The following is a 20,958-nucleotide window of genomic DNA, read 5'->3' as shown; positions in this document are numbered from 1 at the left end:
GGTCGGATCGAATCGGGGGGTGGCGGTGAATTGTGGAGCACCCGAATCGAATCCTCGTCCGGAGGCGTGAATTCTGTTGTCGTCGGCGGTAACTCGTCGAAATGAGATTCTCGGAGGATAACGGTTCGGCATCGCCGAACTTCATCCGATGCTCACCTGTTATCGATCGGCGTCCGTTCACCTCGATCTTCGAGTATTTGGAGACCGGTAACGCCAATGCACATGCACGCGCGCATGTACGTACCGATGGAAGATCACCGAGGCGACGCGGCCTCCGTAATGTGGCAGGATCCCTGTCGAGGTCGGGGTCTGAGGATAGGCTCGGGCAGCGGCTGGTTCGGCCACGGCGGCCCCAACGCGAGTTGGGGTCGCCGGCGGAGCCGTTACGAATCGCTCCGATATTCGGATTGCCGGAAGTTCACGGTGTCAGCACAATCCGGATCGGATCGCCTTCCTTGTTCGCCAACGCGTGAACCGCTTTGTCCGCTTCGGCCAGCGGGAGCACGGCGCTCACCGACTTGGCGAAATCGATGAGATGGGCGCGACGAAGGCGCACAAGTTCGAGCACATGATCGGGTTCGGAGCCGTAGTGTCCACGCAGCTGCTGCTGGCGGAAGCTGAAGATCGACCTCGATCAACACCTGGCCGGGCCCTGGAGTCGGCGCCGGCACCTCCTCCAGGCGGAACCGCTGTCCGTCGGCGGCATGTGGGAACAGTCGTCCAGCAAGCATGTCCTCAACTCCTTCTACGGCGCTCGCCGGTGCGGTCAGGGCGTCCAGGTGATGCGGCCGCCCTCGAAGTCCTGGGCTTTGCCGTTCTCGAAGTCGTATTCGTCGCTGGTGGGATAGCCGTAGCGTCCGGCTTCGCCTGCCGCGGCCTCCCAGGCCTCACGGATGGATCCCCAGACGACGTGGGTGCCGGTGCGCGGGGAGGAATAGATGGCTCCGCCGCCGAAGAGGTTGTAGCGGCCGTTGCCCGCGCGGGCGGGGGATTCGTCGGTGATGGGGAACCCCAACGGGCTGCTCTCCCACCCGTAGGAGCCCCATTTGTCGCGGATCACGCCACCGATCTGATGCGCGGCGGTGCCGAGCGACCAGTAGATGGACCCGTTCTGGAAGACGTTGTAGCTGCCCGGTTTCGAGGGTGTCGCCGCTTCCCGCGCCACGGGATAGCCGAGCGCTCCGTTCTCGTAACCGAGATTGCCCCATTTGTCGCGGATCGCCCCGCCGACTTGATGGGCTCCGGTATCCGGGTGCCAGTAGATCGAGGAGCCGCGCTCGAACGCCTGGTAGCGGCCACCGCGTGCAGCGGGCGAGTCGGGTGTGACCGGGTCGCCGAAGAACGCGGGCCCACCGGCCTCGTCGTATTCGACCTCGATCGCCCCGCCGACGTCGTAGGGGCCGATCGGGCGTGCCGCCGCATCGGTTCCGATGCCGGTGAGCAGAGTGCCGAGCGCGGCGGCGATGGCGAAAGCGCCGCGGGTGATCGAGCGGTTCGGGCGACGGTGCCGTGCCAAAGTGAACTCCTGTGCATCTCGGGTGGGTGCGGGATGGAGCTGAAGCTGTGGTCGGCGTAGCGAAGATCAAATTACCTCGCCGCGTCCGGATACGGAGGAATACGAGGTAGTCGAATGGCCGGATGTCGTGCCGCCGGACAGTTTGCCGTGAGCGGCCCATCCAAGTCGTCCGGGGCTCCGAACAAACTGGCGGTGCTACCGTGCCCACGGTCGCGCCTTCTCGGATACGGCGCCGCCGGGGCAGGGTGCCCGCACCTCTGACCCGGCGGCGTGTCCAGCCCGAAAAGGTTTCCGGCCAGGGGAGTCGCGATCAGAGCTGTGCCTTGATCTTCGCGGCGAACTCGTAGCCGACCTGCCATTCGCCGACGGACGGGGCGAGGATGACGCGCGCCGCGCCCGCCTCGGCGTAGGCGGCCAGTTGCTCGGCGGCCTGACCGGGATCGGTCGCCAAGGGGGGCGCCACGATCGTCACTTCGAGCGGTGGGCGGCCGTATTCCTCTGCGAGTGTCGTCAATTCGGCAAGGCTTGCGCCGACCTGACGCGGATCGAGTCCGATGGCGATCCAGCCTTCGGCGTATGCCGCGGCGCGCCGTCGCGCCCGTTCGCCGTCACCCGCGACCAGCACCGGCGGCATGGTTGCACCCGGTGCCAAGGTGGCCTCGGTGCCATCGGGGAGTACCGCGGGCCGCCCGGCGACCAGATCGGGCAGGACACGCAACGCCTCGTCCGTGCGACGGCCGCGCTCGGCGAAAGACGAGCCCGCCGCCCGCCATCCGGTATCCCCGTGCGCCGGGTTGCCGGTGCCGACGCCGAGGATCAACCGGTCGCCGGAGACGTACTGCAGTGTGGCGATCTGCTTGGCGGCCCACGCGACCGGCCGCAACGCGAGCAACAGGACGCCGTAACCGATGCGGACACGATCGGTGACGGCGGCGGCGGTGGCCAGTACCACGGTGCTGTCCAGGATCGGCGCGCTGGCCACGAGATGATCGGTGGACCACACCGAGTCCAGGCCGATCTGCTCGGCGAGACGGGCGGCGGCGCGCACGTCGCCCAGGATGGGGCGCGCCGGATCGGGCGTCGAGGTGGGCAGGATGATGCCGATTTCCAAGGTCATGGTCACGACGCTACGAAGCCGCGGCACTCGCGCCAATGTTCCGGTCGCTCGAGTCGATATCCCCGACGCTCATCTCGAAGCTGCTGCCGGAAGCAGTGCCTCGACCAGGGCGCGGGACCGGGCGGCCGGACCGGTCGCGCCGAAAGCCTGTGTCGTGGCGTAGACGCCCTCCATCACCAGCATCAGCTGATCGGCCAGCGCCTGCGGGTCGGCGACCGGCGCGGTCGCCGCGAGTTCGCCGACCAGCGTGCCGAACTGAGCCCGCACCCAGCTCTTCATCGCGACGGCGTGTTTGTGGCCGAGCACGTCGCGGTCCGGGAATTCTCCGAGCGCGATGAGAAACGGACAGCCGCGACAGGATTCGGGGCGCACCTGTTCGGCCAGGGCCTCGAACAGGGCCAGAATGCGCTCGCGCGGGCCGTCCCCGCTCGCCGCCGTGGTGAACCACTCGCGGTAATGGCGGTCCTCGCGCTCCAGGTACGCGGCGACCAGATCGTCCTTGGAACCGAACAGCCGGTACAGGGTGGGCGGCGCGACGTTCGCCTCGGCCGCGACGCGATCCACGCCGGTTGCCCGAATCCCTTGTTCGTAGAACAACTCCCGCGCGACGACCAGGATGTGCTCCTTGGTTTCCGCGGCGGCTCGACGTTTCGGTTCCACGGGAATAGAGTAGCCGCTGTCAAAGATGTTAGGGAACGTTACCTAACTATAGTGCGGGAGTGCATCATGACTGATCCGAACGGAAAGACCGCCCTGGTGACCGGCGCCTCGCGCGGGATAGGCCGGGCCGTCGCCGAGCGGCTGGCCGCCGACGGCGTCGAGGTGGCCGTGCATTACGGCACCAACGAGGAGGCGGCGGAGCAGACGGTGTCGGCGATCCGGCGCGCGGGCGGCCGGGCGTTCCCGGTGCGGGCCGAACTGGGTGTCGACGGCGATATCGACCAGCTGTTCGGCGAACTCACCGCGGGGCTCGGCGACCGGCCGTTGGACATCCTGGTGAACAACGCCGCGATCATCGCCTACGAGGCCACCGTCGAGCGGGCCACGCCCGAGGACTTCGACCGGCTGTTCGCGGTCAACGTGCGGGCGCCGCTGTTCATCGTGCAGCGGGCGTTGCCGTTGTTGCGCGACGGCGGGCGCATCGTCAACATCTCCTCCGGTGTCACCTGGTTCGCCACGCCTGAAGTCGTCTACGGGATGACCAAGGGCGCGCTCAACGTGTTCAGTCGCTCACTGGCCAACACCCTCGGACCGCGCGGGATCACCGTGAACACGGTCTCGCCCGGCATTACCGACACCGACATGAACTCCTGGCTGCACACCAACGACGGCGCGATCGCGGGCGTCGCGGGCATGACCGCGCTGGAGCGCGTCGGCAGCGGCGCGGACATTGCCGACGCGGTGGCCTTCTTCGCCTCCGATGACGGGCGCTGGGTCACCGGGCAGACGCTGGAAGTGAACGGCGGCTTGTTCCTGGGGCCGAAAGCGCCGTCCTGGTGATCGCCGGACACGGTCGAGCGCGGGCGCCGGGCGCCCGCGCTTGCGGTTAGGGTGGGCGGATGGTCGAGTCGACGCGAATCGTGCTTGCTTCCCGGCCCGTGGGTGCGCCCACCCCGGAGAATTTCCGGACAGAGACCGCGCAGCTCCCCGCTCCGGCCGAGGGTGAAGTTCTGCTGCGCACCCTGTACCTGTCGCTCGACCCCTACATGCGCGGCCGGATGAGCTCGGCCGAGTCTTACGCCGAACCTGTGGGGATCGGCGCGGTGATGGTCGGCGCGACCGTGGCCGAAGTACTCGAATCGCGCGACCCGTCGGTGGCGAAAGGCGATGTGGTGCTGGCCTATTCGGGCTGGCAGAGCCACGATGTCGCCCCCGCGCGCGGTGTCCGCAGGCTCGCCCCGGCGAAGGCTCCGGTCTCGACCGCCCTCGGCGTGCTCGGCATGCCGGGATTCACGGCCTACGCGGGATTGCGCAAGATCGGCAAACCGCAGCCGGGTGAGACGCTCGTGGTCGCCGCGGCCACCGGGCCGGTGGGCTCGGCCGTCGGCCAGATCGCCAAGATCGGCGGCGCCCGCACGGTGGGCATCGCGGGTGGCCCGCGCAAGGTCGCCTACCTGAACGAACTCGGCTTCGACGTCGCGCTCGATCACCGCGCCCCCGATTTCGCCGAGCAGCTGGCGGCGGCGGTCCCCGACGGCATCGACGTGTATTTCGAGAACGTCGGTGGTGCGGTGGCCGACGCGGTCTATCCGCTGCTGAACACCTACGCGCGCGTGCCCGTCTGCGGGCTGATCGCCAACTACAACGCGGCAGGCGCTCCGGACGGCCCGGACCGGCTGCCCGCCTACTACGGTCGCATCCTGACCAAGAGCCTCACCGTGCGCGGATTCATCCAGACCGAATTCGTCCGCGAGCTGTACCCGGATTTCCTGCGTGAGATGGGTGAGTGGGTCGCCGAGGGGCGTGTGCGCTACCTCGAGGACGTGGTGTCCGGCTTGGCCGCCGCTCCCGAGGCGTTCATCGGGATGCTGGAGGGCCGCAACTTCGGCAAGGTGGTCGTGCGGGTCGCCGACTGATCAGCGTGCCGCCGCGCCGCCGCCGATGCTGAGATAGATCAGCATCAGGATGAACAGGAACCAGCCCGCGCCCTGCCAGATGGGCCAGGTCCGGCCGTGGCGCCACTGCACGTAGGTTTCGACGAACGCGCCGATGCCGCCGATCAGCAGGACCACCGCGGGCCCGAGTACCACGGCGACCTGGGCGGTGCTGTCACACAACAGTCGGTCCGCGTCCGCGCACTCGCGCTGGGCGGCCCACGCCAGGCTCAGCAGGAAGACCAGCGTGGCGGTGGCGAGCACCGAGGCCACGTAGGTCGCCGCGCGGCGGAACCCGCGCGGATCGTGCCAGCGCTTCTCGACGTCGTCGACCATGTCCACCACCTCGCCCGTCCGGCGGCCGCCGGTTACCTCCGACGTGATTGCCGCGCGGCGGCGGCTCAAACTCCGCTCAGGGTTTACGCCCGACGCCCGCCCAGTACCAGGCGGACCGTGCCCCGGCCGCAGCGGCATCCGTGTCCGGACGCCAGGCGTCGACCGCAACGATGCCCGGCTCGACGAGTTGCGTTCCGGCGAAGAAGGATTCCACCTCTTCGCGGCTGCGCGGACGGAACGAGATGCCGGCCTGTTCGGCGGCGGCCGCCGCGCGCGCCATGGCCCGCTGGTCGAAATCACCGGTGGAATGGGTGAGCACCAGATAGCTGCCGGACGGCGCCGCCTCCAGCAGCCGGCCGACTACGCCGTGCGGATCGTCGCTGTCGCGGAAGAACATCATGATCGCGACCAGCAAGATCGCGATGGGCCGGTCCGGGTCGAAGGTGTCGGCCAGGACGGGCGCGTCCAGGACGGCGCGCGGATCGCGCAAGTCGGCCTCGAGGAAATCGATCCTGCCCTGCGGTGTGCTCGCCATCAGGGCGCGGGCGTGGGCGAGCACGAGCGGGTCGTTGTCGACGTAGACCACGCGTGCGGCCGGATCGATCCGCTGGGCCACCTCGTGCGTGTTGCCCGCGGTGGGCAGGCCGGCGCCGATGTCGAGGAATTGATCGATCCCCGCCTCGCCGGCCAGATGGCGCACCGCCCGGCCGAGGAACGCGCGATTGGCGCGGGCCATGTCGCGGATGGCCGGGATGTGCATGGCGATCGTGTCGCCGAGGGCGCGATCGGCGGGGTAGTTGTCCTTGCCGCCGAGCCAGTAGTCGTAGACGCGCGCCTCGTGGGCGAGGCTGGTATCGAGCTTGGTCGACGACCCGGCGCGCACCCGCGCGTGACCGTTCGGCATGCGACTCCTTCCCAGGCGACGCCGGACAGTGCCCGGCGCGGCACCGCTATCGCCTCCCGAACGACGACCTCGCGCTATCGATTACGCGTCAACAATAGGCTGGCGCACCCGCGCCAGGCGGCTATTCGACCGGATCGTCCCATTTTCCGGGGACCTGGTCGGCGGTCGCGAACCTGGCCGAGGTCTCTTGTGCGGTGACCTTGCGAGCTCGACGAAGAACGCCACGCGTTCGGGGATCATCGGCGTCGTGGGCTCGCGCGGACCGAGGGCGAACCGGCAGCGGCCCGCAGGATCGAGGATACGCGGGCCGACGGCGCGGAAACGGGGTCGATTTCCTCGTCGTTGCAAGCGTATGCCGTGCGAGTGGCGACCGAGCAACGGCGGGCCCGGTGTCGGAAAAGGCCCGTTCATCGTGTCCGAGGAGATGTCAGCGCGGCGAGATACTCGGCCGCCCGCCGTGTCTTTCGGTGGAGCGCAGCTCGAACCAATAGGCTGCGACAACGGTGGCGTAACCGGCGACGACGGCCGTCGCGGTGACGATCAATAGCGTGATGAGCAGTGGAATCAAGAAAGCGGTGTGCATTGTGCCCTCCCCGCGGTCACGGTGATCTCAGCGGAAGGTTCGGCGCCGCACTGCACCGACATCATGTCAGCCCCTGCACTCAATGAAATCGTAGAGGCCGCAGCGTCGTCCGGCACGACGGGAGGCTGTGAGTTGAATCATGGGGATAACGGTGTGTCGCCGGGAATAGACCTGCGCTGTACGGTCTAATCGATCTTGTCACGAGTTTCCCGGCGAACCACCGGGAAACAGGACACGACCACGACACGGGACCGCCGGATCGGCGGCCGTGAGCGTCGCAGTGCCTGTGGCGCGCCGAATCCTCGGTAGCGCAGCTCTTTCTCTCGAATCTGTCTCCGGCATCACCTCGGCATGCGAAAAGGAGCACGAACGTGAGCATGATTCTGGCCGCGCTGCACGACACCGTGATCGCGCAGGCGCAGCAGTTCGAAAATCCGACCGCGGAAGAGCCGCCGCTTGCGGACAAACTGATGCAGATGGGCCGCTATTTCACCTGGCTGGTCCAGCTGTCCGGGATCACGGCGATCACCTACGGCGGCGGCCGGTTCGCGTGGGAGAAATGGAACGGCGGCAGCCTCCAGTCGCCGAAGATGGTCGCCAGCGCGATGGCCGGGGGCGCGGTGGCGACCAGCGCGGGCACGATCATGAACTCGATCATCGGCTGACGCGGGCCCGGACTCGTGACGCGCCGGCCCGACGTCGATCGTCGGGCCGGCGCTCGCGTCTCGGCGGCAGGATGCTCGCAGGATCGGCCCGCGAGACTCTACGTCTGTACGCCGAGCACCCGTGCCCGGCCGAAATCGAAGCGCTGCATGACGATCAGCTCAGCCGGCCCAGATGGGTAGCTTGCCCCACAGCTCCCGCGCCAAGCCGAGCGCTTCGGGGGTATGTCGGTGGTGGAGGTCGAGTCGCCGGCGGGTGCGACCCGGCCGCCGAGCCATTCGGAGACCTGGAGCCCGCCCCAGCGATCGGAAAGAGTGTGGATAAGACGACCACCGCGCCCGATCGTCGGGGTTGTCACCGGACGAGGTTGCCGACGCCGCACTCGACCAGCTGCGGTGGTGGGGCACACGCCTTGCGCGCGGCGCGAGCCGAGACGCCGTTCGTGCGGTAGAAAGCAACCGCGAACCGGGTCCGTCCGACGGTGACGGCCCGACCGTAGACAAACCCGTAAGGCGGCGACGACCGCCGCACTGGAGAAAAGGAACACCATGGGCACCATCGCAGTTCACGAGTTCATCGCACTCGACGGGGTATACGAGGATCCGTCTTGGACTTTCGAGTACGGGTTCGACCCGAAGATGGGGGAGACCCTCGGCGCGATCACCTCGGCATCGAAGGCGATCCTGCTGGGCCGCACCACGTTCGAGATGTTCGCCCCCGCTTGGTCGACCCGCACCGTCGACGACGATCCGGGCGCGCCGTTCTTCAACGACACGACGAAGTACGTCGTCGGCGCGCGGGAACCGCGGGTGGAATGGGCCAACAGCACCCGCCTCGGCGCCTATGACCCGGAGGTCATCCGCAACCTCAAGAACGAGGTCGACGGCAGCATCTACGTCAGCGGCAGCGGCACACTGGTGCGGGCGCTGCTCGCGGACGGCTTGGTCGACGACCTGCACCTGTTCGTCTATCCGATCGCGCTCGGCAAGGGTAAGCGCCTGTGGGGCGACGGCGTCGACGCGACCAAACTGGCACTCGAAGAGCACGAGGTCTACGCCAACGGCGTCGTCCACCTCGGATACGGCCCCGCCGAGGCCTGAAACGCGGAAGGGCGGCCCTTCCGGGCCGCCCGGGTGGTCCTGCTCGCCGCCGGTGTGGCGAGCGGAGCCGGATGTCAGCGCCCTCCGGTGCAGTAACCCTCGGGGGTGTACTGGCACGGGCGCTCGTTGCGTCCCTGGTATCCGCCGTGGTTGCTGCTGCGGGCGCGCTCGCCCACCCCGGAACCGCGCTTGTCGGCCGGGTTGTGCGAATACCGATCCGCTGTGGTGGTCACCGAAGGTTCGGGCGAAGCGACTGCCGCCGCCGTGATGACCGCCCCGCCGATCAGCGCCGAGGCCACCACTCGACGCACTGTCACGCGCTTGCTCGTGTTGTGCATAAGATTCATCCCGTCGATTAACGTGCCGTCATATAACGATACATTGATCGGTGATTCACCAGTGAGGCATTTTTCCCAAAATTGGGAAGCTTTGCTGCCGGTGGGATGTGGGGCTTTGCTGATGACCAGGGGCGATGGCCGCAGGGTAGACGACTTGACCTGATCATCGTGCCGTTCATCAGGTCTTCGGGTGCTACTGCGCCCGCCGCGGGACCGCCGAAGCTGGGCACATACGACGGATGTTCGTCCCGTGCTCGATTGAGCGGCGCGATGTCCCCGGGTTCGAGCCGCAGAGGTTACCGACACGCAGGGTGATGTGCGGAACGCGCGCCACTCCTGGCCGACCGGTGGGGTATGACGGTCCCCGTCGCTTCACTTGCGCGGCAGGCCGGTCACGATTGTGAACCGTCCATGCCGTGCGTCCGGCGCTTGTGCTGCCAGCGCTCCGGGTCGGCCTCCAGGGCGGCGCGGTCCCAATGGCCGAGGTCGGCGGCGGCGGCGTAGGTCGTGTCGAGGAACTCGAGCAGCGCCCGCTCCGGCGCGTCGGCCGTGCGCACTGCCTCGTACGGCAGGAGGAACTGGCGATAGTCCTGGCTGTAGAAGGCTTCTCGCGGACCGACCTGGTAGTCGGCGAACCCCTCGGGCTCCGGGTACGCGTAGGCGTAGAAGGCGCCTTCCGCGCCGCCGCCCGGCCAGAAGCCGCAACTGCTCAGTTCGTGCGAGTAGCCCTCGACCATCACCCAGTCGCCGCAGTTGGGAGCGCCACCCGGATGTCGCGGAGCGGCTCGGCCGGAGAATCTGGTGCACGCCAGATCCATCGCGCCCCAGAAGAAGTGCACCGGGCTCACCTTGCCGATGAAGCGGGAGCGGAACTGGTGCATGACGCGATCGGCGGCGAGCAATTGCCGCCAGAACAAGGTGGCGGCAGCGGCGTCGTAGGAGCGATGCTCGTAGTCCTCGACGAACGGGATGGCGGGCTCGACCTCGTTGGGCTTGGCTTGGATCCGTACCGGAATGCCGAGTTCGCCCAGCGCGGTGACGATTTCGCTGTAGAAGGTCGCTACCGGCTTCGGTTCGAGCGCGATCTGCCGGGTTCGGCCGTCGCTGGACCGGATGTGCAGCCGATGATCGAGGAAGTCGAATTCGATATCGAAACACCCGCTCGGGTGCGGCACGGCGGAGGTGGTCAGCCCCCTCGGGCTGAGGTAGAAGGTGACCTGCCACCAGTGGTTGACCAAAGGAGCGTACGAGAGCCTGATCTTGCCGACGATCTGCGTCCACATGTGCAGCGTCTCGCGCGTGGGCGTCCAGTCGTCGACGCGCAACATCGGCCACGGCCCAGGGGTGGTCTCCGTGCCTGTCACTGCCCCACCTCCGTCTTCTTCGGGATTCTCGGTGCCAGTGCCGTGCGCGGACGCCCATGAAGGCGCAGCGCAGCGCATTCGATCGTCACCGTACTTGCTGGTAAGGCACCGGGAAGCCCGACATGCGCTGCGATCGGCAACTGTCTGGCAACATTTCGGCTGTGGCGTCTGAGCTCGATGACTCAGAGCGAGGAGCGGCTCCGCAAGCGACGGGTGCGCCTCAAGGTCGGCGGGGCCAACTGTCGTGCGGTGATGGCATGCTCGCCAATGGCAGCGCGGCCCTTCTACCGGTTGCCCGGGCTCGCCGGCGGGAATTCGGATCCCACACCATAGCCGCGGCCGCACCGCCGAGAAGAATTACGACGATGGCGACGATCGCCACCCACAGCAGTACCACCGCTATTTCTCCAGTCGTCCCGTCCGCTCCATAGGGCACGTTATTCTAAGGCGGACAATTGATTTCGCAATTGCGGGCATTCTTCCCGCCGCAGGCGAAAGGCGCGAATCGGCGCGCGGATTCTGTGGCGTGACAGCACCACGAACGCCGAGGTTTGGGATACGTCCGGTAACGCATAGGATGGGGTCGTCACCGCCGCCGCCCTCCTCCTGGCCGTCGTGTTCGCCGGCATCGCCACCAGGGAGGTGTCGATCATGCGCACCCTCGGGGTGGCCCTGGCCGTCGTCCTCGACGCCGCCTTGGTTCGCACCATCCTCGTGCCCGCGGCCGTGCGGATAGCGGGCACCGCCAACCGGTGGCCTCCTCTGGCTGGCCCCGCTCGTCGAACGCGCGAGGCGGGGGGTGTGAAATCCGCTCCGCTGGAACGCGATTCCCTTCTCGGCCGCTATCTCGGCGACCGCCGCTTCGCCCTGACCTTGCCGCGCGCGGTCGGGTTGCAGATCCTGCACCCGTCCGTCGCGGCGGCCATCGTCGCGCACGCGCCGAGCAGTTCGTGGGCGCTCGAGAAGCGGACGGTGTCGCGGATGATCTACTTCGCCTACACGCTGCGCGATCCGCATCCGGCGATCCTGTACGGGCACGGGGTGGTGCACGGGGTCGACAGCCCGGGCAAACGCTACAGCGGCCTGACCCCCGAGTTGTTCTTCTTCCAGCACGCCACCTGTGTCGACACCCGCTTCACGGCCATCGAGACCTTCGACCGTCCCCTGAGTCCGGACGAGAAGAAGACGCTTTCGCCACCGAGGTTCAGTTCGCCTCGAACGCGGTGGCGACGATCGGGCGCACTTGTTCCATGGTGACCGTGCCGGATTCGCGCGCCACGGAGGTCATGTCGACGTCGGGGAGCCCGCAGGCAACCGCCCAGTGCCAGGGTTCGAGGTCGCCGTTCACGTTGAGCGCGAAGCCGTGACTGGTGATCCCGCGGCTCTGGCGCATGCCGATGGAGACGATCTTGCGGCCGGTGTTCCTGGTCCACACCCCCGTGAGCAGCTCGGAGCCGGGCGGGGTATCGCGGCGTTCCGCGGCAATGCCCAGCCGGCCGAGCGCCTCGATCAGGCGGAACTCGACCTCGCGGATGTAATCGACCACTCCTTCACCGGGATCGAGCCGGACGATGAGATAGCCGACCAGCTGGCCGGGGCCGTGATAAGTGAGCTGGCCTCCGCGCGTGGTCTGCACGACCGGGATGTCATGGGCCGGGTCGGGCAGGTGGTCCTGCGGCGTTCTGCGCCCGATGGTGTAGACCGGCGGGTGGCTCAGCAGCCACAAAGTGTCCGGCAGCGCGCCACTGTGGCGTTGGTCGACCAGTTGACCCATGCGCTCCATGGCCATGTCGTAGTCGACGAGGTCGTCCTGGATCAACGTCAGCGGCCTGGATCGCATGCTCCGACGATAACGCTCTCCCGTACGGGGGGAATGCGCCACCTTCCGATGTCCATCTCGGCGGCCCCGCGCCGCAACCTCCGTCAAAGTGTCGGCGGCAGACCGAAGGGCCGGAACAACTCCTCGCCGAGGAAGACGGTGATGCGTTCGATGGCGGTCTCGGTCGTGGTGAGAACGTGGATGGAGTGCGCGCGGTGGGTCCCGTCCGCGTCGCGCAGGTAGTAGGCGACGGCGGGCTGGGTGTTGGCGGCGGTCGGCACGGCCCGCCAGGTGTCGCTGTCCTGGTCCGCCCTGTGTGCGTAGAAGGCGACCACGTGGGCGCGGCCGGCGAACCAGACCAGGGCGGGCGGCATCTCGAGCACCACGTCGTCGCGCAGGAGCTTGCTGAGTTCGTTCATGTCACCGTTGCCGAAGGCGGTGACGTAGCGGTCGATCATCGCGCGCTCACCGGGGCTCAGGGACTCGGACATCCGATCGATCATGGGGGCGGCCTTGTCGAGCTGGGCGCGGGCGCGTTGCAGCGCGCTGTTGACCGCGGCCGGGGAGGTGCCGAGCAGATCGGCGACCTCCGCCGCGGACCAGGCGAGCACGTCGCGCAGGAGGAGCACCGCGCGCTGGCGGGCGGGCAGATATTGCAGCGCGGCGATGAAGGCGAGGCGGATGCCGCTGCGCGCGGCCACCACGGTCGCCGGGTCATCGGCCGAGTTGCCGAGCACGGCGTCGGGAATCGGTTCCAGCCAAGAGATTTCGGGATGCCGGACCGGCCGGGGCTGGACGGTCGCGGCCGGTCCGTTCAGGTCGGTGGGCAAGGCCCGCCTGCCGCGCTGTTCGAGCGCGGTCAGGCAGGCGTTGGTGGCGATGCGGTACAGCCACGTGCGCAGCGAAGCACGCCGCTCGTCGAACCGGTCGGCGGCCCGCCAGGCCCGCAGCAGGGTTTCCTGCACCAGGTCCTCGGCGTCGTGGACGGACCCGAGCATGCGGTAGCAGTGTGCGAGCAGCTCCGGCCGGTAGGTCATGGTCTCGGCCGCGAAATCGGCGCCGATGGTCATCGTCGCAACCTACCGAGCCGCGACCGGCTGTGCGTCGGTAGGCGCGGCGACGGGCGCGCCGGCCGGTAGCAACAGGCCGAGCGAGGCGCCGGTCAGCGCCAGCAGCGCCGCCGTGCCGATGGCGGCGGCGAACCCGGTGCTGAAGGCGCCCGCGGATCCGAGACCGCCGAACGACGCGAAAACCGCTGCGGGTACCGCGATTCCGAACGCGCCCCCGAGTTGACGCAAGGTGTTGAACGTGCCCGACGCCGCGCCCACCGCCGACAGCGGCACCGAACGCAACACGGCGCTCTGTGCCGCGGGAATGGCCATCGAGACGCCGACGCCGCTGAGCACGAAGGGCGCGATCATGGCCGGGTAGGACAACTGCGGCCCGGCCAGGATCGCGAGGCAGCCGTAGCCCGCGGCCTGCATGAGCAGTCCCGCGACCACGAGCGGTCGTTCACCGAAGCGGTTGACCTGCCTGCCCGCTACCGGGGCGACGAGGAACAATGTGATCGTCCACGGCGCCAGCCGCACCCCAGCGCCGAGCGGACCGTGGTGCTGGACCGTCTGCAGGAACTGCGCGAAGAAGAACGCTCCGCTGAAGATGGAACCGAACAGCAGGAACCCCACCGCGTTGCCGATCGAGAAGCCGCGCGCGGCGAACAGCCGCATCGGGATCAGTGGGGCGGCGGCCCGCCGCTCCCAGCGCACGAACGCGACCAGCGCGGCCGCCCCGAGCACGAATGCCGCGAGGACTTCCGCACTGCCCCAGCCTGATTCGTTGCCGCGCAGCAGAGCCCACACCGATCCCAGCGCGGCGGCGCCGGCCAGCCCGATGCCCGGGTAGTCCAGTCCGCGTGCCTCGCCTCGGCTCTCGGGGAGCCGGGTCAGCATCAGCGGCACGAGCAGTGCGGCGATCGGCAGGTTCAGCCAGAAGATCCACTGCCAAGTCGCACCCTCCACCACCGCGCCGCCGACCAGGGGACCGCCGAGCGTGGCCAGTCCGGTCACCGCCGCGAACAGCCCGAGCGCGCGGGTGCGCTGTTCGGGCGGGAAGGCAGCCGACAACAGTGCCATGCCCACCGGCATGACGGCCGCCGATCCCACGCCCTGCACCGCTCGGGCGGCGATCAGCCAGCCCAGGCTCGGCGCCAGCGCGCACGCGGCCGACGCCGCCGAGAACAGCAGCACCCCGGCGACCAGCACGCGGCGCCGTCCGTATCGCTCGCCCAGCGCCGCACCCGCCATCAACAACACCGCGAAGCTCAGGGTGTAGGCGTTGACGGTCCACTCCAGTTCGGCGATCGAGGCGCGCAGGTCGAGCTGGATCGCGTGCAGCGCGGTGGTGACGACCAGCGCGTCCAGCGAGATCAGCAGAGCGGCCACCGATGTCAGCGCGAGTACCCAGCGCTGTCTCGTGGTCATGTTCATGGGCGAAAGTCCTCCTCCGATAGGTTCGCCAGTACCTACCGGCGCCACGGCCGCGATTCATCGCGGGCGCGGAAATTCGCCGAGATTTCGATGGTTCGCGTGCCGGACGAGCTGTCGGCACGACTGGCCCTCAGCCCGGCTGCGCTGCTCGTCGAGCGCCGCGCCGCCTGACGGAAAAAGGCTCTACCAGCATGTACAGACCGGAGAACAGGAGCAGGGCGAGCGGGAGCAGCGGCAGGTAGGACACCCAGATGACCGGCTGCTCCTGGGCCAACGCGACGAAGGTGGCGAGGACGGTCGCGACGAAGACGATGCCCGAGCCACGGTGCAGTCGCCGGACCCGTGGTGCGGCAGCGCGGGCAGCCCCGGCCTGCGGGATGCTCGCTGCTCGGCTTCGTCGGGTAGCGGCATACCACGACACGAAGATGCCGAGACCGGACAAGAGCAGCAAGGCGAGTGGTGCCAGCGGCACATAGGACACCCAGACCGGACCCTTCAGCGCCAAGACGACGACGGTGACCACGATCGTCACCGTGAAGACGATGGCAAGCCACCGGTGTGCCCGTCGAACCCGCTCGTTCCAAGTCATGTGTCCTCCTCTGTCTGCGATCAACCCGCGTCCCGGCGATGTACCGGACGGACCTCCGTGCCGATGACGGTAATTCCGGTTCGATGACCAGCGCTTCTCGAATCCTGATCGTTCTCAGAACTTCTCTCGGTGACCTCTGCGGGCATGGGTATGCATGACTCATGCAAGATCAGCGTTTGGCCGAATCCGCTGGGAGCGGCGGCGCTCGCCTCCCGGTGATCAAGGTCTTCGCCATCGCCGATGCCGATCACAGCTTGTCGACAAAGCAGCGGCCGCGCCGCGCCTATGCCGCGCCGTCCGGAGAGGGCTGCACGCCTGAACGGCCGGCCGATGCGGAACGACCAGGCTTCGGTGACCGATCCGATCACCACGGAAGGGTGCCTTCGGCGTCGAAGTAACCCCCGGTGGGCCCGTCGGGACCCACCTGCGCCATTCGCACGATGATCTCCGCGCCGCGCTCCACGGTCTGGTGGCCGGTACCGCGGTTCAGGTCGGTCTTGGTGAATCCGGGCTCCACCGCGTTGATCCGCATTTCCGGAAACGCCTTCGCGTACTGCACGGTGATGACGTTGACCGCGGTTTTCGACGCCGGATAGGCGATGCCCGGGTAGGCATACGCCGGGGTGCCCGGGGTGGTAACCCTGCTCAGCGAGGCCAGGCCGCTGCTGACATTGACCACGACCGGGGCCGTGGAACGCCGCAACAGCGGCAGGAACGCGTGCAGCACGCGCACCGTGCCGAAGACGTTCGTCTCGAATGTCTGCCGCATCAGTTCGGCGGTGAGGTCCGCCGCGCCGGTGACGGTATCGGTGGCGCCCCATTCCGGTGCGATGCCGGCGTTGTTGACCAGCACGTCCAGGCCGCCGCCTGCTTCGATGGTCGCGACGGCGGCCGCCACGGACGCGTCGTCGGTGACGTCGAGACGCACCGGGCACGCGCCCAACTGCTCGGCGGCCCGGCGCCCGCGCTCGGCGTCGCGGCTGCCGAGGTAGACGGTGTGGCCCGCGGCGAGAAGTCTGCGGGCGGACTCGAAACCGAGCCCCTTGTTCGCGCCGGTGATCAGTGTTGTCGTCATGATCACCGACGTTAAGAGCTGGAGTGCGCTCGAAGTCAAGCCGCACGCCGAGTCGCATGGCGACCTCGAACCGATGACCCAGCCCTTATCGGTCGAGCTGGGACAGCGCGAAGGCGGTGAGGAAACCCGCCACCGTGATCAACCCGACCCACAGATGAGCGTCCTCGAACGCCTCCGGGATCATGGTGTCGGTGATCATGGCCAGGATCGCGCCCGCGGCCAGGGCGGTGATCGCCGCAAGCATGGCGGGTGCGGCGTCACCGAGCAGTCCGTAACCCGCCATGGCGGACACACCGCTGATCACCGCTATCCCGCCCCACAAGCCGAACACGTAGCGCGGGTGCCGGTGGGCGCGGCGCATACCGGCCGCGCTGGACAGGCCTTCGGGAATGTTGCTGATGAACACCGCGGCCACGGTGACGGCGCTGACGGCCTTGCCGCCGAGCAAGGTGGTCCCGATAACGATGGACTCGGGCACACCGTCCAGTAGCGCGCCCAAGGCGATGGCCGTGCCGGAGCCGGACTGTTCGGCCTCGCTGGGTTGCTGGTCTCCCGAACGCTTGCGGTGGCGAGCGCCGCGGCGGGCCAGAGCGAGGTTGGCCAGGGTATAGATCACCGCACCGGCCACCGCGCCGACGGCGGTCGGCGGCAACCCGGCACGTTCGTGCGCGTCGGTGATCAACTCGAACGACACCGCCGACAGCAACACCCCGCTGCCGAACCCCATCACGCTCGCCACGATCTTCCTCGGGACCCGCGCCAAGAATCCCACCAAAGCCCCTATCAACAGCGCGGATCCGGCCAGCAACCCCCACCCGCCCGCAGCCCACAACCCTGCCACCCGACCGCCTCCTCACTGCTCGAACCGCGGAAACCAGCGCGGATCATCGCTGACTTCCTGTCCGAGCTACCCGCACTGCCGAGGTCGGAAACGAGGCGCCGCCGGTGCGCCTGTGAGCGCGGCATCCTGTTCTCCCGAGAGGTCGAGCTGTTCTGTGCTTGACTTGCGATCGAACACCAATGGGCGGATGAGGTCCGGCGGACAACGACGAGAGCAGGACGGTAGGCGGCCCGTGGTGATGGAAGGTGCTGTGTCTGCGCGCGGCAGCGAGTACGCGGTGTTGCTGCGCCGGGTGCGGGGCGCAGGACTGCTGGGACGGCGGCGGCGCTATTACGTCTGGAAGAGTGCGCTCACCGCCGTGTCCTTCGCGGCCGGGTGGACGGTATTCGTGGTGGTCGGCGACTCCTGGTGGCAGCTGGGCGTCGCCGCGTTCCTAGCCGCGGTGTTCGCCCAGATCGCCTTCCTGGGCCACGATGCCGGACACCGGCAGATCTTCGGCACCCGGCGCGCCGACTACCTGTACGGCGTGCTGTTCGGCAACCTCGGTATCGGGGTGAGCATCGGCTGGTGGACCAGCAATCACAACCGGCACCACGCGCACCCGAACACCGAGGGCGCCGACCCCGACGTCATGGGTGTGCTGGCGCATTCCCGCGATCGAGCACGCGCGGGCCGGGGCTTGCGGCGGCTGATTTTCCGGAACCAGGCCTGGCTGTTCTTTCCGATGCTGCTGCTGGAGGGCTGGAGCCTGCACTACGCGAGTGCCCGTGCGGTGCTGCGCTGGGAGATCCCGCACCGCGCCTGGGAGGGACTGTTGCTCGCCGCGCACGCCGCCGGGTACCTCTGCGCGGTTTTCCTGGTCCTGTCCCCAGCCAAGGCCGTGGTTTTCATCCTCGTGCAGCAGGGCCTGTTCGGGCTGTACATGGGCTGCACCTTCGCGCCCAACCACAAAGGGATGGAAGTGCTGACGGCCGACGACTCGAAGGACTTTCTGCGACGTCAAGTGCTCACCTCCCGCAACGTCCGCGGCAGCCTGCTCATCGATACGGCTCTGGGTGGCCTGAACTATCAGATCGAGCATCACCTGTTCCCGTCCATGCCCCGGCCCAACCTGCGCCGAGCCCAGCCGCTGGTCACGGACTTCTGTGCCGAACTCGGGCTGCCCTATTGCCAGACCAGCCTTCTGAATTCCTACCTTCACGCGCTGCGCCACCTGCACAGCGTCGGTCGCGCTCGGCCGCTCACCACTGTTGGTCCGATCGAGCACTCGGAAACCGATCGGGTCGGGTGAACCCCGCGCCGCACCGACGTTTTCGCCGCGGCTACGCCGAGTGACCGTGCGCTCCAGCGGCGACGGCGTGAAGATCAGCTCTGATCAGGGCACGTCGCCGACTCCTGCCTCCGCGGGATGACCCGGTCGCGTGGAACGCGTCGGTCAGCTCTGCGACCTGGCGATGATCACGGGCACCGTAGCCCCGTGCAGCACCGCCTGACTTACCGAACCGAGGGTCATTCCGGCGAAACCGCCGCGCCCGTGGCTGCCTACGACGATCAGCCGCGCGTTCGCGCCCACTTCGAGCAGTCGCCTGGCGGGGCGGTCTTCGACTACCACTCGTCGCACCGGCACCTCCGGATATTGCTCGCCGTACCCGGCCAGGCTCTCGGCCAGCAATTCCTCCGCCTCCTGCTGCATCTCGGCGCGCGAGTCGTAGCGGAAGAACTCCGACCAGGTGTGGACCGCGACCAGCTCGGCGCCACGGTGGGCGGCTTCGTCGAAGGCGATCTCGACGGCGCGCACACTGCACGGCGAGCCGTCCACGCCCACTACCACCGGCCCGTCCGCATGCTCGACATCGACGGGTACCACGGCGACCGGGCATGCGGCGTGCCTGGCCAGCGCGGTGCTCACCGAACCGAGAATGCTGCGGCTGAAGACGCCCAGCCCATGGGTGCCGACCACGAGCAGCCGCGCGTTCTTGGATCGGTCGCGTAAAACCGGGATCGGCGGTGCTTCGGCCAATTCCGTGGTGATGTCGATTGCGTCGATCGGGGCGGCCGCTGTCGCGGCGGCTTCCCGCGCGGCCTCGAGTGCCGTGGTTGCTTGCGCGCGGTAGCTGTCGTAGTCGATCTGCTCCAGTGCGACGCCGGGTCCGAAATCGGCCGGCGCGGGAATCGAGTCGATGATGTGCAGCGGTGCGTGGCGGTGGGCCGCGGCGGCCGCTGCGAAGCGTACGGCGGCGAGCGCGGACTCCGACCCGTCGACGCCGACGAGGACGGGGGGATTCTCGAGGTCGGCAGACATGACTTTCGCTTTCTGAACCTGGTTGGCGGCCGTGACCGGGCAGTGGGCATGTTGTGTATTCGAAGAGTAGGGATCGGAGAGGCCGCCCACGCCTGGCGTTGGTCCCGGATGCGAAGGTCCTTCGGCAGTGGGACCCGGCCGGAGAGGAGCAGCGGTATCCGGCGCTGCCGACCCACCACGAGAACCGTGATCCAGGGTCCGAGGCCCCCTCCGGGGAAGGACCTTCGTCTCTGCCGATGACCCGCCCGAGGCTCGATGCTCGAAGTGGCCGCGGTACACGCGGAGTGGAAAGGAAGACGGCATGGTCGAAGACGGCATGGTCACCGACAAGATCTCGCGCGCAACACAATCGAACTCTCCGATCCTGGCGGCGGTGGACGGATCGGCCAGTTCGTATCAAGCGGTGGCCTGGGCGGCCGCCGAAGCGGCGCTGCACCGTCGCGCGCTGCACATCATCACCTCCATGGCCATACCCACCGGTTTCGGGCCGGGCATCTCGCTGGGGGAGGCCGACCTGGAGTGGCTGCGCAGGGACGGCGACCGCATCCTCACCGAGGCCGCACGGGTGGCGCGGACAGCCGCGCCCGGCGAGGAGCTCCCGATCACCACCGAAGTGAGCTTCGAACTGGCCATCCCGCTGCTCATCGAACGGTCCGCGCAGGCGCGGATGCTGGTGGTCGGCAGCCGTGGACGCGGGGCGTTCCAGCGTGGCCTGCTCGGTTCGGTGAGTATCGCGACCACCCATCACGCGCACTGCCCGGTCGCGGTGATCCATGGCATCTCCGCGATCGACGCGGTGTCGGCCCGCCAACCGGTGCTCGTCGGCGTCGACGGCACCGGCAACAGCGTGCCCGCCGTCGAACTCGCATTCGAGGAGGCATCGCGGCGGAAGGTCGACTTGGTCGCGCTGCACGCATGGAGCGACACCAGCGGTACGGACATGCCTGCCCGGGGGTGGGACGCTGCCCGCGAGTCGGCGGAGGCCGTCTTGGCCGAGAGCCTGGTGGGCTGGGGGGAGCGCTATCCGGATGTCACCGTGCGGCGCGTCGTCACCGCGGATCGGCCGGTGCGGTCCCTGCTGGAGCAGTCAGCAGATGCGCAATTGTTGATCGTGGGTACGCGCGGTCGAGGCGGATTCGTGAGCACCGTGCTGGGGTCGACCAGCAACGCGTTGCTGCACTCGGTGGAGGTGCCGATGATCGTCGTCCGTTCGCGGTGAGGTAGATGCGATCGACGTTCGGGCGGGGTGCGCAGTCGCGTCCTGTCCACGGCCTCGTCACTCGAGGTCTTTCGGCCCGAATCCTGTGGACCATCAGCCGCATTCGCGCCCA

At 68.3% G+C, this 20,958-nt stretch carries 24 protein-coding genes; 7 read left to right on the top strand and 17 right to left on the bottom strand.

The genetic code is table 11. From position 1 onward, the window contains the following. Positions 1 to 418: 418 nt before the first annotated feature. The 4 genes from NA8_RS34030 to NA8_RS24245 form a co-directional block, all read right to left on the bottom strand. Positions 419 to 556 carry a hypothetical protein gene (locus tag NA8_RS34030; protein WP_157106891.1) on the bottom strand — a complete coding sequence of 46 codons (138 nt, stop codon included), beginning with the start codon at positions 554 to 556 and terminating at the stop codon, positions 419 to 421. Positions 557 to 766: 210 nt separating this feature from the next. Continuing rightward, complete coding sequence (locus NA8_RS24255) at positions 767 to 1,516, bottom strand: LGFP repeat-containing protein (protein ID WP_369690268.1); 750 nt, start codon at positions 1,514 to 1,516, stop codon at positions 767 to 769. Between the two features lie 310 nt (positions 1,517 to 1,826). Next, a complete protein-coding gene (locus NA8_RS24250; protein WP_063052718.1) occupies positions 1,827 to 2,633 on the bottom strand; it encodes an LLM class flavin-dependent oxidoreductase in 807 nt (268 codons plus the stop codon). A 69-nt stretch (positions 2,634 to 2,702) separates the two neighbouring features. Then, positions 2,703 to 3,293, bottom strand: coding sequence for a TetR/AcrR family transcriptional regulator (locus NA8_RS24245; protein WP_063052658.1), 591 nt, complete (start codon positions 3,291 to 3,293; stop codon positions 2,703 to 2,705). A gap of 66 nt (positions 3,294 to 3,359) precedes the next feature. Here NA8_RS24245 and NA8_RS24240 point away from each other — a divergent pair, with 66 nt between their 5' ends. Both NA8_RS24240 and curA read left to right on the top strand, forming a co-directional pair. Continuing rightward, entirely contained in the window at positions 3,360 to 4,133 is a 774-nt protein-coding gene (locus tag NA8_RS24240; protein ID WP_063052657.1) for an SDR family NAD(P)-dependent oxidoreductase, read from the top strand. A 59-nt stretch (positions 4,134 to 4,192) separates the two neighbouring features. After that, positions 4,193 to 5,209 carry an NADPH-dependent curcumin/dihydrocurcumin reductase gene (gene curA / locus NA8_RS24235; RefSeq protein WP_063052656.1) on the top strand — a complete coding sequence of 339 codons (1,017 nt, stop codon included), beginning with the start codon at positions 4,193 to 4,195 and terminating at the stop codon, positions 5,207 to 5,209. On the opposite strand, the gene NA8_RS24230 is transcribed toward curA, so the two are convergent. From NA8_RS24230 to NA8_RS34025, 3 genes are all read right to left on the bottom strand, one after another. Continuing rightward, the gene (locus NA8_RS24230) at positions 5,210 to 5,563 is read right to left on the bottom strand and encodes a hypothetical protein (RefSeq protein ID WP_063052717.1); all 354 of its coding nucleotides are present in this window, start codon (positions 5,561 to 5,563) and stop codon (positions 5,210 to 5,212) included. A gap of 76 nt (positions 5,564 to 5,639) precedes the next feature. After that, positions 5,640 to 6,467 carry an SAM-dependent methyltransferase gene (locus tag NA8_RS24225; protein WP_063052655.1) on the bottom strand — a complete coding sequence of 276 codons (828 nt, stop codon included), beginning with the start codon at positions 6,465 to 6,467 and terminating at the stop codon, positions 5,640 to 5,642. A 427-nt stretch (positions 6,468 to 6,894) separates the two neighbouring features. Then, positions 6,895 to 7,050 (bottom strand): hypothetical protein, encoded by a 156-nt coding sequence (locus tag NA8_RS34025; protein ID WP_157106890.1) that lies wholly within the window; start codon positions 7,048 to 7,050, stop codon positions 6,895 to 6,897. Positions 7,051 to 7,427: 377 nt separating this feature from the next. Between NA8_RS34025 and NA8_RS24220 the strand changes: the two genes are divergently transcribed. Together NA8_RS24220 and NA8_RS24215 are read left to right on the top strand one after the other, a co-directional pair. Next, positions 7,428 to 7,715: a hypothetical protein gene (locus NA8_RS24220; protein ID WP_063052654.1), complete on the top strand. Its 288-nt coding sequence runs from the start codon at positions 7,428 to 7,430 to the stop codon at positions 7,713 to 7,715. 546 nt (positions 7,716 to 8,261) lie between these two features. Beyond that, positions 8,262 to 8,813, top strand: a complete 552-nt coding sequence (locus tag NA8_RS24215) for a dihydrofolate reductase family protein (protein WP_063052653.1) — start codon at positions 8,262 to 8,264, stop codon at positions 8,811 to 8,813. A 74-nt stretch (positions 8,814 to 8,887) separates the two neighbouring features. On the opposite strand, the gene NA8_RS24210 is transcribed toward NA8_RS24215, so the two are convergent. Next, entirely contained in the window at positions 8,888 to 9,130 is a 243-nt protein-coding gene (locus tag NA8_RS24210) for a hypothetical protein (RefSeq protein WP_157106889.1), read from the bottom strand. Between the two features lie 413 nt (positions 9,131 to 9,543). Further along, positions 9,544 to 10,479 (bottom strand): DUF5996 family protein, encoded by a 936-nt coding sequence (locus tag NA8_RS24205; protein WP_063052651.1) that lies wholly within the window; start codon positions 10,477 to 10,479, stop codon positions 9,544 to 9,546. Positions 10,480 to 11,130: 651 nt separating this feature from the next. Here NA8_RS24205 and NA8_RS35300 point away from each other — a divergent pair. After that, positions 11,131 to 11,772 (top strand): oxygenase MpaB family protein, encoded by a 642-nt coding sequence (locus tag NA8_RS35300; protein ID WP_063052650.1) that lies wholly within the window; start codon positions 11,131 to 11,133, stop codon positions 11,770 to 11,772. On the opposite strand, the gene lipB is transcribed toward NA8_RS35300, so the two are convergent. From lipB to NA8_RS24170, 7 genes are all read right to left on the bottom strand, one after another. Next, entirely contained in the window at positions 11,720 to 12,355 is a 636-nt protein-coding gene (gene lipB, locus NA8_RS24195; protein WP_063052649.1) for a lipoyl(octanoyl) transferase LipB, read from the bottom strand. The genes NA8_RS35300 and lipB overlap by 53 nt on opposite strands. An 83-nt stretch (positions 12,356 to 12,438) precedes the next feature. Further along, on the bottom strand, positions 12,439 to 13,404 hold the full coding sequence (locus NA8_RS24190) for a sigma-70 family RNA polymerase sigma factor (protein WP_063052648.1): 966 nt from the start codon (positions 13,402 to 13,404) through the stop codon (positions 12,439 to 12,441). Positions 13,405 to 13,413: 9 nt separating this feature from the next. Continuing rightward, entirely contained in the window at positions 13,414 to 14,820 is a 1,407-nt protein-coding gene (locus tag NA8_RS24185) for an MFS transporter (protein WP_245663978.1), read from the bottom strand. A gap of 130 nt (positions 14,821 to 14,950) precedes the next feature. Then, positions 14,951 to 15,409, bottom strand: coding sequence for a hypothetical protein (locus tag NA8_RS34020; RefSeq protein WP_157106888.1), 459 nt, complete (start codon positions 15,407 to 15,409; stop codon positions 14,951 to 14,953). 20 nt (positions 15,410 to 15,429) lie between these two features. Continuing rightward, complete coding sequence (locus NA8_RS34015; protein WP_157106887.1) at positions 15,430 to 15,777, bottom strand: hypothetical protein; 348 nt, start codon at positions 15,775 to 15,777, stop codon at positions 15,430 to 15,432. Continuing rightward, positions 15,774 to 16,484 carry an SDR family NAD(P)-dependent oxidoreductase gene (locus NA8_RS24175; protein WP_063052714.1) on the bottom strand — a complete coding sequence of 237 codons (711 nt, stop codon included), beginning with the start codon at positions 16,482 to 16,484 and terminating at the stop codon, positions 15,774 to 15,776. The genes NA8_RS34015 and NA8_RS24175 overlap by 4 nt, the downstream gene beginning before the upstream one ends. A gap of 85 nt (positions 16,485 to 16,569) precedes the next feature. Continuing rightward, positions 16,570 to 17,325, bottom strand: a complete 756-nt coding sequence (locus NA8_RS24170; protein WP_157106886.1) for a ZIP family metal transporter — start codon at positions 17,323 to 17,325, stop codon at positions 16,570 to 16,572. Between the two features lie 250 nt (positions 17,326 to 17,575). Between NA8_RS24170 and NA8_RS24165 the strand changes: the two genes are divergently transcribed. Beyond that, positions 17,576 to 18,616 (top strand): fatty acid desaturase family protein, encoded by a 1,041-nt coding sequence (locus NA8_RS24165; protein WP_245663977.1) that lies wholly within the window; start codon positions 17,576 to 17,578, stop codon positions 18,614 to 18,616. Positions 18,617 to 18,760: 144 nt separating this feature from the next. Here the strand turns inward: NA8_RS24165 and NA8_RS24160 are convergent, their stop codons facing one another. Further along, entirely contained in the window at positions 18,761 to 19,627 is an 867-nt protein-coding gene (locus NA8_RS24160; protein WP_063052646.1) for a universal stress protein, read from the bottom strand. 301 nt (positions 19,628 to 19,928) lie between these two features. Here NA8_RS24160 and NA8_RS24155 point away from each other — a divergent pair, with 301 nt between their 5' ends. After that, entirely contained in the window at positions 19,929 to 20,846 is a 918-nt protein-coding gene (locus NA8_RS24155; RefSeq protein ID WP_245663976.1) for a universal stress protein, read from the top strand. The last annotated feature ends 112 nt before the right edge of the window (positions 20,847 to 20,958 follow it).

Source organism: Nocardia arthritidis NBRC 100137, assembly GCF_001612765.1.
In the GTDB taxonomy this organism is placed as follows: domain Bacteria; phylum Actinomycetota; class Actinomycetes; order Mycobacteriales; family Mycobacteriaceae; genus Nocardia; species Nocardia arthritidis.
Note: the sequence above shows the minus strand (reverse complement) of the source record. Positions and strands in the feature narration are given on the sequence as shown.

Coding starts and splice junctions, on each gene's coding strand:
- NA8_RS24225 (WP_063052655.1), bottom strand. CDS start 6,467: ATGCCGAACGGTCACGCGCGGGTGCGCGCCGGGTCGTCGACCAAGCTC.
- NA8_RS24205 (WP_063052651.1), bottom strand. CDS start 10,479: ATGTTGCGCGTCGACGACTGGACGCCCACGCGCGAGACGCTGCACATG.
- NA8_RS24175 (WP_063052714.1), bottom strand. CDS start 16,484: ATGACGACAACACTGATCACCGGCGCGAACAAGGGGCTCGGTTTCGAG.
- NA8_RS24160 (WP_063052646.1), bottom strand. CDS start 19,627: ATGTCTGCCGACCTCGAGAATCCCCCCGTCCTCGTCGGCGTCGACGGG.
- NA8_RS24250 (WP_063052718.1), bottom strand. CDS start 2,633: ATGACCTTGGAAATCGGCATCATCCTGCCCACCTCGACGCCCGATCCG.
- NA8_RS34025 (WP_157106890.1), bottom strand. CDS start 7,050: ATGCACACCGCTTTCTTGATTCCACTGCTCATCACGCTATTGATCGTC.
- curA (WP_063052656.1), top strand. CDS start 4,193: ATGGTCGAGTCGACGCGAATCGTGCTTGCTTCCCGGCCCGTGGGTGCG.
- NA8_RS24220 (WP_063052654.1), top strand. CDS start 7,428: ATGATTCTGGCCGCGCTGCACGACACCGTGATCGCGCAGGCGCAGCAG.
- NA8_RS24215 (WP_063052653.1), top strand. CDS start 8,262: ATGGGCACCATCGCAGTTCACGAGTTCATCGCACTCGACGGGGTATAC.
- lipB (WP_063052649.1), bottom strand. CDS start 12,355: ATGCGATCCAGGCCGCTGACGTTGATCCAGGACGACCTCGTCGACTAC.
- NA8_RS24240 (WP_063052657.1), top strand. CDS start 3,360: ATGACTGATCCGAACGGAAAGACCGCCCTGGTGACCGGCGCCTCGCGC.
- NA8_RS34020 (WP_157106888.1), bottom strand. CDS start 15,409: ATGACTTGGAACGAGCGGGTTCGACGGGCACACCGGTGGCTTGCCATC.
- NA8_RS24155 (WP_245663976.1), top strand. CDS start 19,929: ATGGTCGAAGACGGCATGGTCACCGACAAGATCTCGCGCGCAACACAA.
- NA8_RS24230 (WP_063052717.1), bottom strand. CDS start 5,563: ATGGTCGACGACGTCGAGAAGCGCTGGCACGATCCGCGCGGGTTCCGC.
- NA8_RS24185 (WP_245663978.1), bottom strand. CDS start 14,820: ATGAACATGACCACGAGACAGCGCTGGGTACTCGCGCTGACATCGGTG.
- NA8_RS24190 (WP_063052648.1), bottom strand. CDS start 13,404: ATGACCATCGGCGCCGATTTCGCGGCCGAGACCATGACCTACCGGCCG.